Here is a 15,488-nt window from a genome sequence, read left to right as displayed (position 1 = left end):
GACGGATTGCGCCCGCGTATGCCTTTCGCGGGCACCAGCGCGCTGGAGCCATAGGAGACCAGAGTCAATGGGACCCAGAGTCAGGGGACACGGCATTCGCCCCTTTGTCATCGGGCTGGGCTGCCGCGTGGGCACCGGATCGCTCGTGTTCGGTGTGATGACCGCGTCCGTATTCGGTTCCGGCACCGCCTCGGCCCAACCCGGCGGCAGCGAGATCGCCGCCCTGGTCACCGATCTGGCCAACGCCAACCAGAAACTGCAGGACCTCGGCGCCTCCATCCAGACCCGGCAGGAATCGGTCAACAAGGCGATCGCCGATGTGCAGACCGCCCGCGACAACGCCGCGACCGCCCAGCAGGACATCGACACGAGCCAGAGCGGGCTCAAGGACGCCAACGCCGCGATCGCCGCCGCCCAGTCGCACTTCGACAAGTACGCCGAAGCGGCATACATCAACGGCCCGTCCGCGTCGTACCTGACCGCCACCGATCCCGGCGAGATGATCAACACCGCCGCGACCGGCCAGGCCCTGACCATCAGCTCGCAGGAGGCCATCGCCGACCTGCAACGCACCCGGACCGAACTGGCCAATCGTGAATCCGCCGCCCGCCTGGCCAAGCAGAAGGCCGACCAGGCCGTCAAGGATGCGCAGACCAGCCAGGACGACGCGGTCAAAGCCCTGACCGATGCTCGAACCACGTTCGCCGACCAGCAGACCCAGCTCGATCAATTGGTCAGTCAGCGGAATGCGGCCCAGGCCAAGCTCGACGCGGTGCGCACCCAGTGGGCGGCCACGACCACTGGGACGACCACCGGGCCGGCCACCGCGTCCGGTGTGCCCGCCGCCGATCCCGGTCGGTACGCCGCCAACTGGGACGGCGCCCCCGCCGCCGCCGGCCCCCGGAAATGGGACGACGGCGGCTGGGACCCGACCCTGCCGAAGCTGCCCAGCGCCAACATTCCCGGTGACCCGATCGCCGTCATCAACAACGTGCTCGGCATGACCGCCACCTCGGCGCAGGTGACCCAGCAGATGGGTCACAGTTTCCTGCAGAAGCTGGGCCTGGTGCCCGCGGAGGTCACGAAGACCGGCTACACCAATGGCGCCATTCCGCGGGTCTACGGCAAGCAGGCTTCGGAGTACGTGATCAAGCGGGCCATGACGCAGATCGGTGTGCCGTACTCCTGGGGCGGCGGCACCGCGGCCGGCCCGGGCAAAGGCATCGACTCGGGTGCCGGCACCGTCGGCTTCGACTGCTCCGGCCTGATCCTCTACGCGTTCGCCGGCGTCGGGATCAAGCTGCCGCACTACTCGGGCAACCAGTACGAGATGGGCCGCAAGATTCCGACCTCGCAGGCCCGCCGCGGCGACGTCATCTTCTACGGCCCGGGCGGCAGCCAGCACGTCACCCTGTACCTCGGCAACGGGCAGATGCTCGAAGCGCCGTACACCGGCTCAGATGTGCACGTCTCGCCGGTACGCACCAGCGGTATGACGCCGTACGTGATCCGCTACATCGAATACTGATTGGGTATTGCATTGCAGGGCAAGGAATTTCACCGGAGAGACGTCCTCGCGGGCGTCGGCGCGCTGGCGCTGGCGCTCGTGTTCGGCCCTGCGCCGAGTGCGATTGCCGAACCCGACGGCGGCTGGGACCCGACGCTGCCCATGAAAGCCAGCTCGGGCGCTCCCGGGGACCCGGTGGCCATCGCCAACGCGTCCTTCCAGGCCAGTCAGCTGGCCCTGCAGACCACCCAGAATCTCGGCCAGAGTTTCCTGTCCGCCCTGGGCCTGGGCGGCAAGCCGAGCGGCGGTGGCGGCGGGACCGCTGCGATGATGCCCGGCGGCCGCGTCGGCGGTAAGCAGGCCATCGAATACGTCATCCGGCGCGGCGGCTCCCAGATGGGCGTCCCGTACTCCTGGGGCGGCGGCACCCTGACCGGACCCGGACCCGGCGTGGACTACGACGCCGGCAAGATCGGTTACGACTGTTCCGGGTTCACGCGCTACGCCTACGCCGGCGTGGGCGTCCAGATTCCCAAGTACTCGGGCGACCAGTACGACACCGGCCGCGCCATCCCGCCGTCGCAAGCCAAGCGCGGCGATCTCATCTTCTACGGCCCCGGCGGCAGCCAGCACGTCACGATCTACCTCGGCGGCGGCAAGATGCTGGAGGCGTCCGGCAGCGCCGGAAAGGTGACGGTCAGCCCGGTCCGGACGGCGGGCATGTCGCCGCACCTGTCCCGCATCATCGAGACCTGATAATCACCTGAGTCCGCCGTGGCAACATCGACGGATACGGGGCCGCCTGGAATAGTTGATTCCGGGTTCGCCGCTATATTGGCGGCTACCTGCTAGACCAGCGACTTTGCGCCGGACAATCGGCCGAATCAAAACGTGGGAGGAAGCTAGATGACGTCACCGAGTGGGCCGCTGGAGGGCGCCGGAGGCTACCCAGGCCCGGCCCCCACACAGGGCTACCCGCCCGGGGCGCACGCCGCACCCACCGCGCAGCAGCCTGCCAGCGGGGCGTTGCAGGCCGAGGTGCACACCCTTGAGCGCGCCATCTTCGAGGTCAAGCGCATCATCGTCGGCCAGGATCTGCTGGTCGAGCGCATGCTGGTCGGCCTGCTGGCCAAGGGCCACGTGCTGCTCGAAGGTGTGCCGGGTGTCGCCAAGACCTTGGCCGTGGAGACTTTCGCCAAGGTGGTCGGCGGTTCGTTCGCCCGTATCCAGTTCACCCCCGACCTGGTGCCCACCGACATCGTCGGTACCCGCATCTACCGGGTCGGCAAGGAAGAGTTCGACATCGAACTCGGCCCCGTGATGGTCAACTTCCTGCTCGCCGACGAGATCAACCGCGCGCCGGCCAAGGTGCAGTCGGCGCTGCTGGAGGTCATGGCCGAGCGCAAGATCTCCATCGGCGGCAAGACCTTCCCGCTGCCCAGCCCGTTCCTGGTGATGGCCACCCAGAACCCCATCGAGCAGGAGGGCGTCTACCAGCTGCCGGAAGCGCAACGCGACCGCTTCCTGTTCAAACTCAACGTCGGCTACCCGTCGCCCGAGGAAGAGCGCGAGATCATCTACCGGATGGGCGTCAAGCCGCCGGAGCCCAAGCAGATCCTCACCACCGAGGAACTGCTGCACCTGCAGGACGTGGCAGCCAACGTCTTCGTGCATCACGCCCTCGTCGACTACGTGGTGCGCATCGTCACCGCCACTCGTGAGCCGGAGAAGTTCGGCATGCCCGACGCCAAGGCGTGGATCGCGTACGGCGCCTCGCCGCGTGCCTCGCTGGGCATCATCAGCGCCTCCCGTGCCCTCGCGCTGGTGCGCGGCCGCGACTACGTCATCCCGCAGGACGTCGTCGAGGTCATCCCGGACGTGCTGCGGCACCGCCTCGTGCTCACCTACGACGCGCTCGCCGACGAGATCTCCGCCGAGACCGTCGTCAACCGCATCCTGCAGACCGTCGCGCTGCCCCAGGTGAATGCCATTCCGCAGCAAGGACATTCGGTTCCGCCCGTGATGGCCGGCGTAGCTGGGGCCGCAGGTCGGTGACCGAGCCCAGGTCTGATCGTCCGGCTTCGCCGCAGCCAGGCCGCTCCGTCGACCTGCCGTCGTTGCAGCGCGGGCAGATTCGGGATCCCGAACTGTCGGCCGCGTTGCGCAAGCTCGAGCTCACTGTCCGGCGCAAGCTGGACGGCGTCCTGCACGGTGACCACCAGGGCCTGATCCCCGGCCCCGGCTCCGAGCCGGGCGAGTCCCGGCTCTACCAGCCCGGCGACGACGTGCGCCGGATGGACTGGTCCGTCACGGCCCGCACCACGCATCCGCACGTGCGGCAGATGATCGCCGACCGGGAGCTGGAGACCTGGCTGGTCGTCGACATGTCGGCGAGCCTGGACTTCGGCACCGCGGGCTGCGAGAAGCGCGATCTGGCGGTCGCCGCGGCGGCCTCCATCGCGTTCCTCAACAGCGGTGGCGGTAACCGGCTCGGTGCGGTCATCTCGAACGGTGACACCATCCGCCGGGTGCCCGCATTGTCGGGCCGGCTGCACGAGCAGGAGCTGCTGCGCGCCATCGCCACCACGCCCAAGGCTCCGGCCGGGGTCCGCGGTGACCTGGCCGTGGCCATCGACGCGCTGCGACGGCCCGAGCGCCGCCGCGGCATGGCGGTGATCATCAGCGACTTCCTGGGACCCATCAACTGGATGCGCCCGCTGCGGGCCATCGCCGGGCGGCACGAGGTCCTTGGCATCGAAGTCATCGACCCGCGCGACGTGGAGCTGCCGGCGATCGGGGACGTAGTGCTGCAGGACGCCGAGTCCGGCATCACCAAGGAATTCACCATCGACGAGCAACTTCGGGACGACTTCGCCCGCGCCGCCCAGGCACACCGCGACGAAGTGGCCCGCACCCTGCGCCGATGCGACGCCCCGCTGCTGACCCTGCGCACCGACCGGGACTGGATCGCGGACGTCGTGAGGTTCGTGGCGAGCCGCCGCCGTGGTGCCATGGCGGCGCGGTAGCGGCCAACACTTCCGCAGGCCGATGTGCGGCTCGCCGCAGCGTGCCCGATTTCGGCCTGCACCGGCAAAGACGATAAGTTGACCAGCATGAGTGACACTGTTGCCACCGAGGGTGCCGCCACGTCCGCACCCGGCCGTCCGGCCTTCGTTTCCCGTTCCGTGCTGGTCACCGGTGGTAACCGGGGCATCGGCCTGGCCATCGCGCAGCGCCTGGCCGCCGACGGCCACAAGGTTGCCGTGACCCACCGCGGTTCCGGTGCCCCCGAGGGGCTGTTCGGCGTCGTGTGCGACGTCACCGATACCGAGGCCGTCGACCGCGCTTTCAAAGAGGTCGAGGAGCATCAGGGTCCGGTCGAGGTGCTGGTGTCCAACGCCGGTATCTCCAAGGACGCGTTCCTGATGCGCATGACCGAGGAGCGGTTCACCGAGGTCATCAACGCCAACCTGACCGGCGCGTTCCGGGTGACCCAGCGCGCGTCACGCAGCATGCAGCGCAAGCGCTTCGGCCGCATCATCTACATCGGCTCGGTCTCGGGCATGTGGGGCATCGGCAACCAGGCCAACTACGCCGCCGCCAAGGCCGGCCTGATCGGCATGGCCCGCTCGATCTCCCGTGAGCTCTCCAAGGCGGGCGTCACCGCCAACGTCGTCGCCCCCGGGTACATCGACACCGAGATGACGCGCGCCCTCGACGAGCGCATCCAGGAAGGTGCGCTGGAGTTCATCCCGGCCAAGCGCGTCGGCACCGCCGAGGACGTTGCCGGTGCCGTCAGCTTCCTGGCGTCCGAGGATGCCGGCTACATCGCCGGTGCGGTGATCCCGGTCGACGGCGGCATGGGCATGGGTCACTGACCTCAAATTCTTTGGCTTACTGAAACTTAGAAGGAGTCAGCACAATGGCAGGTTTGCTCGAAGGCAAGCGCATCCTGGTCACCGGGATCATCACCGATTCGTCCATCGCGTTCCACATCGCGAAGGTCGCCCAGGAGCAGGGCGCCGAGCTGGTGCTCACCGGTTTCGACCGGATGAAGCTCATCCAGCGCATCGCCGACCGGCTGCCGAACCCGGCGCCGCTGCTGGAACTCGACGTGCAGAACACCGAGCACCTGGCTTCGCTCGGCGAGCGCGTCACCGAGGTGATCGGCGAGGGCAACAAGCTCGACGGCGTCGTGCACTCCATCGGCTTCATGCCGCAGAGCGGCATGGGCATCAACCCGTTCTTCGACGCCCCCTACGAGGACATCGCCAAGGGCATCCACATCTCGGCGTACTCCTACGCCTCGCTGGCCAATGCGCTGCTGCCGATCATGAACGAAGGCGGCGGCATCGTCGGCATGGACTTCGACCCGACCCGCGCCATGCCCGCCTACAACTGGATGACGGTCGCCAAGAGCGCCCTCGAGTCGGTCAACCGGTTCGTCGCGCGTGAGGCCGGCAAGTTCGGCGTGCGGTCCAATCTCGTTGCGGCAGGACCCATCCGGACCCTGGCCATGAGCGCCATCGTCGGTGGCGCGCTGGGCGACGAGGCCGGTGCCCAGATGCAGCTGCTCGAAGAGGGCTGGGACCAGCGGGCACCGATCGGCTGGAACATGAAGGACCCGACGCCGGTCGCCAAGACCGTCTGTGCGCTGCTGTCCGAATGGTTGCCCGCCACCACCGGGTCGATCATCTACGCCGACGGTGGCGCCAGCACCCAGCTGATGTGATCTGAATTGTTTTCCGCCGAAACGGCGTTCCGGCAGGTGTGCTCTCGCACTTTGACTGCCGGAACGCCGTTTCGCGTCTGAGGAGGGGCCAAACACGTGGACTTTGACGCACTGCTGCTGCTGTCGTTCGGTGGGCCCGACGGTCCCGACGACGTCCGTCCGTTCCTGGAGAACGTGACGCGGGGGCGTGGGGTGCCGCCGGAGCGCCTGGACGCCGTCGCCGAGCACTACATGCATTTCGGGGGAGCGTCGCCGATCAACGGCATCAACCGGGCGTTGATCTCCCAGCTTGAGGCGGCAATGCCGGAGCTGCCGGTGTACTTCGGCAACCGCAACTGGGATCCGTACATCGAAGACACGGTGGCCGCCATGCGGGACAACGGGATTCGTCGCGCGGCGGTATTCACGACGTCCGCCTGGGGCGGTTACTCGAGCTGCCGGCAGTACGTCGAGGACATCGCCCGCGGCCGCGCCGCGGCCGGGTCGCAGGCGCCGGAATTGGTGAAGCTGCGCCAGTACTTCGACCACCCGCTGTTCGTCGAGATGTTCGCCGAAGCCATCGGGGCAGCCGCCGCGCAGCTGCCCGCCGAGCTGCGTGACGACGCGCGGCTCGTGTTCACCGCGCACTCCATTCCCGTCGGCGCCGACGAGCGGCACGGCCCGCGGCTGTACAGCCGGCAGGTCGGCTATGCCACTCGACTGGTCGCCGCGGCCGCCGGGTACGACGACTACGACCAGGTGTGGCAGTCCCGGTCCGGTCCGCCGCAAATCCCTTGGCTGGAACCGGATATCGGCGATCATCTGGCGGCGTTGGCGGCCGCCGGCACCAAGGCCGTCATCGTGTGTCCCATCGGCTTCGTCGCCGACCACATCGAGGTGGTGTGGGACCTCGACAACGAGCTCGCCGAACAGGCCGCCGAGTCTGGAATCACTTTGGTGCGCACCGGAACTCCGGGCGCTGACCCGCGGTTCGCCCGGTTGGCGGCGTCCCTGGTCGAGGAACTACGGACGGGTGCGGCGCCGCAGCGGGTCGACGGTCCGGACCCGGTGCCCGGCTTCGGCTGCAGCGTCGACGGCGCACCCTGCTCACCGCGCTGCTGCGGCGACTGACGGGTCCCTAGCGCTCCCAGGCCGAATGCAGGATGGCCGTCACGGCGGCCAGTCGGGCGGACCGCACGACGTCGGCCAGGGGTCGCATGGCCTCGCTGGCGATCTGCATCTCCGAGGCGCTCTGCAGGCCGATGGGCGCCAGCCCGGCGCTGACGGTGATGATCGCGTCGATGTGAGCGGCCGTCTCCAGCACCCGCACGGCGCGGGTCGGGGCATGGTCCGGCAGCCGGTGCAGCTGGCCGGCTTCGAGCAGCTGCTCGACCATCTCGCGCGGATCGTCGATGTCCGAACCGGGTTCGGCCCGCAACCGGCTGAGGGCGTCGGCCGCCGACCGGACCGCGTCGCGCAGCCGGAACTCCTCGTCACCGAGGTCGAAATGACCGATGACCGGCGCGCTCGGCAGCGAGTACACCGTCCAGGACAGCGCCTTGACCTCGGCGTCGTCGGTGTCGTCCTCGTACTCGAAGTCGGGGACCAGGCCGACGGCCTCGCCGTAGTTCGAGGTGACCACGATGGCTTCGCCCACGTCGACGGCGTCCTGCTGGAACTGGGTGCCGGGAGTCAAGCCGCGGACATCGCCGGGTACGGGCAGTACCAGGTTCAGCGCCGGCTCCGCGCGGGCGGCACCCGCAGCGTGTCGCAGTGTCTGCAGCAACGTGACGCCGCCGTAGTTGGTCAGGTCCGGCCACGGCAGGCCGGTCCGGCTGGCCGCCACGGCGTCGTAGGCGGCGATGGAATGCCTTGGCGCCCACGGCGATAACGCATCCAGGACATCATCGGGCGCGGCCAGGCCGGCATGCCAGGCGTTGGCCCACACCGTCAGCGAAATACTCGGACACCACATGATGCACGCAGTGTAAAACGCTCCGGCCCGTAACGCCTGCAAGGCGCTACTCTGGTCGCATGCCGGTGCCGTTGCTGTGGCTCATCGTGGCGATCGGGCTTGCCGGCGCCGAAGCGCTCACTGGTGACATGTTCCTGCTCATGCTGTCTGGCGGCGCCCTGGCGACCGCCGGTCTGAGCTGGGCCACCGACTGGCCGATCTGGGCCGACGGCGCCTGTTTCCTCATCGTGTCGGTGCTGCTGCTGGTCCTGGTCCGCCCGTCGCTGCGCAAGCGGCTGGGTGCCGCGGGCCTGCCCGAGCCGGTAAAAGCCTTGGAAGGCAAGACCGCCCTGGTGCTGGAACGCGTGGCGCGCCATGAAGGACAGGTAAAACTCGACGGCGAAATCTGGACGGCGCGTCCGATGGCCGACGACGATGTCTTCGAGCCCGGCGATCACGTCACCGTGATGCGGATCGACGGCGCTACCGCGGTGGTCTACCGGACCATCTGAACGCAAGGGGAGCTGAAATTGACTGGTGCACTTGTCCTTCTGCTGATGCTGGTGGCGCTGGCCATCGTGGTGGTGGTCAAATCGGTGGCGCTCATCCCGCAGGCCGAGGCCGCGGTCATCGAGCGGCTGGGCCGCTACAGCAAGACCGTCTCGGGGCAGCTGACGCTGCTGCTGCCGTTCATCGACAAGATCCGGGCCCGGGTGGACCTGCGTGAGCGGGTCGTGTCGTTCCCGCCGCAGCCGGTGATCACGGAGGACAACCTGACGGTCAACATCGACACCGTCGTCTACTTCCAGGTCACCAGCCCCCAGGCCGCGGTGTACCAGATCAGCAACTACATCGTCGGCGTCGAGCAGCTGACCACCACGACGCTGCGCAACGTGGTCGGCGGAATGACGCTGGAACAGACGCTGACCTCTCGCGACTCGATCAACGCCCAGCTCCGCGGCGTGCTCGACGAGGCCACCGGCCGGTGGGGCCTGCGGGTCGCCCGGGTGGAACTGCGCAGCATCGATCCGCCGCCGTCGATCCAGGAGTCGATGGAGAAGCAGATGCGGGCCGACCGGGAGAAGCGCGCCATGATCCTGATGGCGGAAGGCAGCCGGGAGGCGTCGATCAAGCAGGCGGAGGGCGCCAAGCAATCGCAGATCCTGTCGGCCGAAGGTGCCAAGCAGGCCGCGATCCTGGCCGCCGAGGCGGACCGGCAGTCCCGGATCCTGCGGGCCCAGGGTGAACGGGCCGCCCAGTACCTGAACGCCCAGGGCCAGGCGAAGGCCATCGAGAAGACGTTCGCGGCCATCAAGGCGGGCCGGCCCACGCCGGAGCTGCTGGCCTACCAGTACCTGCAGACGCTGCCGCAGATGGCCAAGGGCGAGGCCAACAAGGTGTGGGTGGTGCCCAGCGACTTCGGTTCTGCGCTACAGGGTTTCACCAAGATGCTCGGGGCGCCGGGGGAGGACGGGGTGTTCCGCTACACGCCGTCGCCGGTGGAGGAGAACCTGCCCAAGGCCGACGATGACGCCGACGAGGTCGCCGACTGGTTCAACACCCAGACCGACCCGGAGATCGCCAGGGCGGTGGCGAAGGCAGAAGCCGAGGCCCGTGCCTCGGTGCAGCAGCCGGGATACAGCGCCCCGCCGCCGCTGCCCGCGCCTCCGGTGCCGCCGGCACCCCCGACCCAGCCGCTCGAGGCGCGCCAAACCCCTGAAATCGACCCGCCCGCCGGGCAACACGCGAGGTGACCATGAGTGTGCTGACGTCCCCGAAGACCTACACGGCGCTGGCGCTGCTGCAGGCAGGCGACGCGGCGGCCTGTGCCGTCCCCATCGCGCCCATCGAGAAGGCCTTGGCCGGAGTGAACTTCCCGCTGGAGTACCGGTGGATTCTGGTCGGGTCCAAGGCGGCATCGGCTGTGGGTCTGCTTGCCGTGGGGCGCAATCCCGCGCTGGCCCGGCTGACCACCGCGATGCTGGCGCTGTACTTCACGCTGGCGGTCACCGCGCACATCAGAGCGCATGACAAGCCCCAGAACGCGGCGCCTGCCGTACTGTTCCTGGCGCTGTTCACCGCGATGACGGCGAAAGGCCCCGAGCGCGAGTCATAAGGCTGCTCAGTGGCCAGTTGCTACCCGGATTCTTGCGTTTTGCGTGTAGCAGGTGGCCGCTCGGCGCCTCAGGGTTGAGCAGTCACGGTGTCGGGCGCGATTGATGCGGCGTGCGCCCGGCGATGCAGCCGAATCTCGTAGATCAGCCCGCAGATGCCGATGGTCGCGGTGCAGGCCGATACGACCAGGAGGGACGGCCGAATCTGCCCGGTGAGGGCGTCGCCGAGGATGACGACCGCCGCGGTGCCGGGCAGCAGCCCGAAGAACGTCGCGATCGCGTACGGCACGACCCGGACCGACGAGGCGCCGGCCGCATAGTTGAGCACCGAGAACGGTACTGCCGGGATCATGCGCATCGACAGGATCGCCGCCCAGCCGCGTTCCTTGAGCCGGGCGTCGAGGCTGTCGATGTGCTGGTGCGAGAGCTTGCTCAACTGCCAGCCCAGCACCCGAACCAGCCAGAGCGCGATCAATGCGCTCAGCGTGCTGGCGATGACGGCCAGCGTGACGCCGAGTGCGGAACCGAACAGCAGGCCCGCCGCGAGGGTGAATGCGGTGCGGGGGAACGGCAGCACCGTGACGACGGTGTGGGCCACCAGGAACGCCAGCGGGAACCACGGGCCGGCCGCGGCAGCCCAGTCGCGCATCTCGACCGCGCTGGGCAAGGGCACCCAGATGGCAACTGCGACGAGAATCACAATCGCTGTTCCGATGCCCACGGCTCGACGCAACGGCATCTGCGCCGCAGTCGTCTGCACCGCAGACAGGACTGTGCGCAGCGCGCTGACAACGGGGTTCACGCCTTCCAAGGGTACGGGGCCATCGCGGATCGCTGACGTCAGGCGCGTGTCCACGGGACGGGCCGCGGCACCCGCCTCCACCGGCGCCGAAGATGCGGACAGCCGGTGCGCGGTGGAGCTACTGGGTAGTAGCGACCTGCGTGATTTAGCCTGAAAGTCAAGTGTGATAGGCATTTCTGCATGCAGTGCCATATATCCGATGGCCGAAAGATTGGGAGTCGCCGGTGACTGTCGACGTGTCCACCGTTCGGGACCGCTACGCGCGGTGGCAGACGAACGTCGCCGGCGTGCTCGCCAAGAGCACGCGGAAGGCTGTCGAGGATCTGCCGGCCGAACCCGAGCGCTTGCTCGATTCGCCGACGTACGACGGATTCCCGGTCCGTCCCCTCTACACCAGCCTGGACGGTCTGGCCGAGCCCTCGCTGCCCGGGCACTGGCCGTTCACCCGCGGCGGTGACGCCCACCGCGACGTGCTCGCCGGCTGGAAGGTGGCCGAGTCCTTCCCCATCGCCAGCGATGTTGATGTCGCTGACGTCCGCATGGTCAACGGCGCCATCCTGCTCGCCCTCACCGACGGCACCAGTGCCCTCGAGGTGCGGATCGGCACCGGCGGCGTCCCCGTCGACCAGCTGGACCGCGTGTTCGAGGGCGTCTTCCTGGACCTCGTCCCGGTGATCCTCGATGCCGGCACCGACGTAGCAGGCGCCGCGGATCAACTGCTCACCCTGGTGCAGCCGTTCGACGGTGACCAGCGCGCCCGGCTGTCGATCGACCTGGGCGCCGACCCGCTGACAGCGCCGCTGTCAGGCCGCACCGCCGCGACCGAGGCCGACGTCGTCGCCACCGCGGCGAAGCTGATCGAGTACGCCGGGGGAGTGCGTGCCGTCACGGTCGACGCCGCCGCGCTGCACAACCTCGGCGCGAGCGCCTCGCTGGAGCTGGCGGGTGCCATCGCCGCCGGTGTCGCCTACCTGCGCCTGCTCACCGAGAGCGGACTGTCCGCCGCTGATGCGTTGCGGCAGATCAGCTTCCGCTTCGCCGCTGACGACGACCAGTTCGCCACCATCGCCAAACTCCGTGCGGCCCGCCGACTTTGGGCCCGCGTGGCCGAAGTGGCCGGCGCCCCCGACGCGGGTGCCGCGACGATCCACGCCGTCACCTCGAAGGCCATGATGTCGCAGCGCGACCCGTGGGTGAACATGCTGCGCACCACTCTCGCCGCGTTCGCCGCCGGCGTGGGCGGCGCGGACACCGTCCTGGTCGAGACGTTCGATGCCGCCATCGACGGCGGATTGCCCGGTACCGCAGTCACTTTCAGCCGCCGCATGGCCCGTAACACCCAGCTGTTGCTGCTGGAGGAGTCGCACCTGGGCCGGGTCATCGACCCGTCGGGCGGCTCGTGGTTCGTCGAGGACCTCACCGATCAGCTGGCGCAGCAGGCCTGGACGAAGTTCCAGGAGCTGGAGTCGCGCGGCGGCTTTGTCGCGGCCCGCGATCACCTGAGCGCCCAGATCGCCGAGGTCGCCGCCCTTCGCGCCGACGACATCGCGCACCGGCGCACCGCCCTCACCGGCGTCAACGAGTTCCCGAACCTCGAGGAAAACGCACTGCCGGCGGTGCCGGCGATTCAGCCTGGGCCGCAGACTGATTCGTCCTCGAATGTACGTCGGTACGCGGCGGCCTTCGAGGCGCTGCGCAACCGCTCCGATGCCTACCTGGCCAAGACCGGCAAGCGGCCGCAGGCAGTGCTGCTGCCCGTCGGACCGCTGGCCGAGCACAACATCCGCACCACGTTCGCCTCGAACCTGCTGGCTTCCGGTGGCATCGAGGTCGTCAACCCGGGCACGGTCGATGCCGCGGGGGTCTTCGCGGTGGCAGACGGCCATGCTGCGGCTGTGGTCTGCGGCACCGACGCCCGGTATGCCGAGGAGGCCGGTGGCGTCGTCAAGGCCGCCCGGGCGGCCGGCATCACGCACATCTATCTCGCCGGTCCGGAGAAGGCGGTGGCCGATGCCGCCGACCGGCCCGACGAGTACCTGACCATGAAGATCGATGCCGTCGAAGCGCTTTCGACCCTGCTCACCCGATTGGGGGCATGACCATGACCGCAACTGAGGCCACCGCCATCGGTAGTTTCGCCGACGTTCCGCTGCAGGGTGAGGCCGCGACCGTCCCCACCGCCGACGCCGTCGGCACCCACGTCGCCGACGCGGCCCAGGCCCACGGTTACACCGCCGAGCAGCTCACCTGGTCGACCCCGGAGGGCATCGACGTCAAGCCGGTGTACATCGCCGAGGACCGCGATGCCGTGTCCGCGGCGGGCTACCCGCTGGACAGCTTCCCCGGCACCCCGCCGTTCATCCGCGGGCCGTACCCGACCATGTACGTGAACCAGCCGTGGACCATCCGTCAGTACGCCGGATTCTCCACCGCCGCCGAGTCCAACGCGTTCTACCGCCGCAACCTGGCCGCCGGCCAGAAGGGCCTGTCGGTCGCGTTCGACCTCGCCACCCACCGTGGCTACGACTCGGACCACCCGCGCGTGCAGGGCGACGTCGGAATGGCCGGTGTGGCAATCGATTCCATCCTCGACATGCGCCAGCTGTTCGACGGCATCGATCTGGGCAGCGTGTCGGTCTCGATGACGATGAACGGCGCGGTGCTGCCGATCCTCGCGCTCTACGTCGTGGCCGCCGAGGAACAGGGCGTGCCGCCGGAGAAGCTGGCCGGGACCATCCAGAACGACATCCTCAAAGAGTTCATGGTCCGCAACACCTACATCTATCCGCCGAAATCGTCGATGCGGATCATCTCGGACATCTTCGGCTACACCAGCACCAAGATGCCGAAGTTCAACTCGATCTCGATCTCGGGCTACCACATCCAAGAGGCCGGTGCCACAGCGGATTTGGAGCTGGCCTACACGCTGGCCGACGGCGTCGAGTACATCAAGGCCGGGCTCGACGCGGGCCTGGACATCGATAAGTTCGCGCCGCGACTGTCCTTCTTCTGGGGCATCGGCATGAACTTCTTCATGGAGGTGGCCAAGCTGCGTGCCGGCCGTCTGCTGTGGAGCGAGCTGGTCGCCGAGTTCAGCCCCAAGAGCGACAAGTCGCTGTCGCTGCGCACCCACTCGCAGACCTCCGGCTGGTCGCTGACGGCGCAGGACCCGTTCAACAACGTGGCCCGCACCTGTATCGAGGCCATGGCCGCCACCCAGGGCCACACGCAGTCGTTGCACACCAACGCCCTGGACGAGGCGCTGGCGCTGCCCACCGACTTCTCGGCCCGCATCGCACGTAACACCCAGCTGCTGCTGCAGCAGGAGTCCGGCACCACGCGGCCCATCGACCCGTGGGGTGGTTCGTACTACGTCGAGTGGCTGACCCACCAGCTCGCCGAGAAGGCCCGCGCCCACATCACGGAGGTCGCCGAGCACGGCGGCATGGCGCAGGCCATCGGTGAAGGCATCCCGAAGCTGCGCATCGAAGAAGCCGCCGCGCGGACCCAGGCCCGGATCGACTCCGGCGCCCAGACGGTGATCGGCGTCAACAAGTACCAGGTGGACGAGGACCAGGAGATCGAGGTCCTCAAGGTCGAGAACAGCCGGGTGCGTGCCGAGCAGCTCGCCAAGCTGGAGCAGCTGCGGGCCGACCGTGACGAGGCCGCCACGCAGGCCGCGCTGGCCGAATTGACCCGTGCCGCAGGCGAATCCGGCCATGCCGGGGAGGACGGCCTGGGCAACAACCTGATGGCGCTGGCCATCAACGCGGCCCGCGCCAAGGCCACCGTCGGCGAGATTTCCGACGCGCTGGAGAAGGTGTACGGCCGGCACCAGGCCGAGATCCGGACCATCGCCGGCGTCTACCGCGACGAGGTGGGGAAGGCCGGAAACGTGAGCACCGCAACCGAATTGGTCGAGAAGTTCGCCGAGGCCGACGGCCGTCGGCCCCGCATCCTGGTGGCCAAGATGGGCCAGGACGGCCACGACCGCGGCCAGAAGGTGATCGCCACCGCGTTCGCCGACATCGGCTTCGACGTGGACGTCGGCTCGCTGTTCTCCACGCCCGACGAGGTGGCGCGGCAGGCGGCGGACAACGACGTGCACGTGGTCGGGGTGTCCTCGCTGGCGGCCGGTCACCTCACGCTGGTGCCCGCGCTGCGCGACGCACTGGCCGAGGTGGGGCGTCCGGACATCATGATCGTGGTCGGCGGCGTCATCCCGCCGGGCGACTTCGACGAGCTGTACGAGGCGGGCGCCGCGGCGATCTTCCCGCCCGGCACGGTGATCGCCGACGCCGCGATCGGCCTTTTGGGCAAGCTCGCCGGCCGGCTGGGTTACCAGCTCTGATGCGCCGAAACGGCATTCCGGCAGGCTGCTACTCGCACTTTTTCTGCTG

14 protein-coding genes are annotated in these 15,488 nt (G+C 68.7%); 12 read left to right on the top strand and 2 right to left on the bottom strand.

Annotated features, from left to right (window positions below; genetic code table 11):
• The first annotated feature begins 67 nt into the window (after window positions 1-67).
• The 7 genes from ripA (at window position 68) to ACNO8X_RS17145 (ending at window position 7,349) form a co-directional block, all read left to right on the top strand.
• Window positions 68-1,528: an NlpC/P60 family peptidoglycan endopeptidase RipA gene (gene ripA, locus ACNO8X_RS17175; protein WP_418001988.1), complete on the top strand. Its 1,461-nt coding sequence runs from the start codon at window positions 68-70 to the stop codon at window positions 1,526-1,528.
• Window positions 1,529-1,534: 6 nt separating this feature from the next.
• A complete protein-coding gene (gene ripB, locus ACNO8X_RS17170; RefSeq protein ID WP_418005936.1) occupies window positions 1,535-2,263 on the top strand; it encodes an NlpC/P60 family peptidoglycan endopeptidase RipB in 729 nt (242 codons plus the stop codon).
• Window positions 2,264-2,434: 171 nt separating this feature from the next.
• Complete coding sequence (locus ACNO8X_RS17165; protein WP_418005935.1) at window positions 2,435-3,562, top strand: AAA family ATPase; 1,128 nt, start codon at window positions 2,435-2,437, stop codon at window positions 3,560-3,562.
• Between the two features lie 53 nt (window positions 3,563-3,615).
• A complete protein-coding gene (locus ACNO8X_RS17160; RefSeq protein ID WP_043396580.1) occupies window positions 3,616-4,533 on the top strand; it encodes a DUF58 domain-containing protein in 918 nt (305 codons plus the stop codon).
• A gap of 87 nt (window positions 4,534-4,620) precedes the next feature.
• Window positions 4,621-5,385 carry a 3-oxoacyl-ACP reductase FabG1 gene (gene fabG1 / locus ACNO8X_RS17155; RefSeq protein WP_260938904.1) on the top strand — a complete coding sequence of 255 codons (765 nt, stop codon included), beginning with the start codon at window positions 4,621-4,623 and terminating at the stop codon, window positions 5,383-5,385.
• 44 nt (window positions 5,386-5,429) lie between these two features.
• On the top strand, window positions 5,430-6,239 hold the full coding sequence (gene inhA / locus ACNO8X_RS17150) for an NADH-dependent enoyl-ACP reductase InhA (RefSeq protein ID WP_043396384.1): 810 nt from the start codon (window positions 5,430-5,432) through the stop codon (window positions 6,237-6,239).
• 96 nt (window positions 6,240-6,335) lie between these two features.
• Complete coding sequence (locus ACNO8X_RS17145) at window positions 6,336-7,349, top strand: ferrochelatase (RefSeq protein WP_418001987.1); 1,014 nt, start codon at window positions 6,336-6,338, stop codon at window positions 7,347-7,349.
• Between the two features lie 7 nt (window positions 7,350-7,356).
• Here the strand turns inward: ACNO8X_RS17145 and ACNO8X_RS17140 are convergent, their stop codons facing one another.
• Window positions 7,357-8,193: a hypothetical protein gene (locus ACNO8X_RS17140; RefSeq protein WP_418001986.1), complete on the bottom strand. Its 837-nt coding sequence runs from the start codon at window positions 8,191-8,193 to the stop codon at window positions 7,357-7,359.
• Between the two features lie 59 nt (window positions 8,194-8,252).
• Between ACNO8X_RS17140 and ACNO8X_RS17135 the strand changes: the two genes are divergently transcribed.
• From ACNO8X_RS17135 to ACNO8X_RS17125, 3 genes are read left to right on the top strand one after another with little or no spacing between them, the layout of a single operon-like run.
• Window positions 8,253-8,684 (top strand): NfeD family protein, encoded by a 432-nt coding sequence (locus tag ACNO8X_RS17135; RefSeq protein ID WP_043396381.1) that lies wholly within the window; start codon window positions 8,253-8,255, stop codon window positions 8,682-8,684.
• Between the two features lie 45 nt (window positions 8,685-8,729).
• Window positions 8,730-9,926: an SPFH domain-containing protein gene (locus ACNO8X_RS17130; protein WP_418005934.1), complete on the top strand. Its 1,197-nt coding sequence runs from the start codon at window positions 8,730-8,732 to the stop codon at window positions 9,924-9,926.
• A gap of 2 nt (window positions 9,927-9,928) precedes the next feature.
• A complete protein-coding gene (locus ACNO8X_RS17125) occupies window positions 9,929-10,288 on the top strand; it encodes a DoxX family protein (protein WP_418001985.1) in 360 nt (119 codons plus the stop codon).
• 68 nt (window positions 10,289-10,356) lie between these two features.
• Here ACNO8X_RS17125 and ACNO8X_RS17120 read toward each other — a convergent pair whose 3' ends face one another.
• Complete coding sequence (locus tag ACNO8X_RS17120) at window positions 10,357-11,088, bottom strand: TVP38/TMEM64 family protein (protein ID WP_418001984.1); 732 nt, start codon at window positions 11,086-11,088, stop codon at window positions 10,357-10,359.
• Between the two features lie 224 nt (window positions 11,089-11,312).
• On the opposite strand from ACNO8X_RS17120, the gene mutA reads away from it, so the two are divergent.
• Together mutA and scpA are read left to right on the top strand one after the other, a co-directional pair.
• Window positions 11,313-13,187, top strand: a complete 1,875-nt coding sequence (gene mutA, locus ACNO8X_RS17115) for a methylmalonyl-CoA mutase small subunit (RefSeq protein WP_418001983.1) — start codon at window positions 11,313-11,315, stop codon at window positions 13,185-13,187.
• A gap of 2 nt (window positions 13,188-13,189) precedes the next feature.
• Window positions 13,190-15,439, top strand: coding sequence for a methylmalonyl-CoA mutase (gene scpA, locus ACNO8X_RS17110; protein WP_418001982.1), 2,250 nt, complete (start codon window positions 13,190-13,192; stop codon window positions 15,437-15,439).
• The last annotated feature ends 49 nt before the right edge of the window (window positions 15,440-15,488 follow it).

Origin of the sequence: Mycobacterium sp. PDNC021, from assembly GCF_048282635.1 — a bacterium.
In the GTDB taxonomy this organism is placed as follows: Bacteria; Actinomycetota; Actinomycetes; order Mycobacteriales; family Mycobacteriaceae; genus Mycobacterium; species Mycobacterium llatzerense.
The sequence above is the reverse complement of the archived record's forward strand: the minus strand, read 5'-3'. Positions and strand labels throughout refer to the sequence as shown.